The sequence below is a fragment of the Burkholderia sp. PU8-34 genome (assembly GCF_053427725.1).
Window position 1 is genome coordinate 1 of sequence record NZ_JBSAXC010000075.1, and the last position, 444, is coordinate 444.

Here is a 444-nt window from a genome sequence, read left to right on the forward strand (position 1 = left end):
ACGAGTTCCGGGCCCGAGCCGTCCGCAGATTGCCGATTTAACCCTTCATCCATTCACAACGGAGCATCGCAATGACCACCGTTACGCTGGAACAGATCCAAGCCGACCATGCGCGCATTGGCGCCTTGATCGAGGCCCTCAAGAAGCAGGCGCAGGCAACGGAATACCGCATCGACACCGTCACGATCCCGCTCGCGGCCGGCGAGCGGATCGCGGGCCCGATCTTGAATGACGACGGCACGCTGAGCCACTACGTGATTCTGCTGCCCGGGGAAGCCGAGTCAGTGAACTGGGCCGATGCCAAAGCATGGGCCATGGAACAAGGGGGCGAACTCCCGACGCGCCGCGAGCAGTCGTTGCTGTTCGCGAACCTGAAGGGCGAGTTTGAATCGGCCTGGTACTGGTCGGGCGAACAGCACGAGGAAGACTCCGGCTGGGCGTGGT

At 62.8% G+C, this 444-nt stretch carries 1 protein-coding gene; it reads left to right on the forward strand.

The annotated features are described in order from the left end of the window. Nucleotides 1–71 precede the first annotated feature (71 nt). Nucleotides 72–444, forward strand: a 373-nt coding sequence (locus ACV22Z_RS35770; RefSeq protein WP_448080947.1) for a DUF1566 domain-containing protein, incomplete at its 3' end; no start/stop codon positions are given.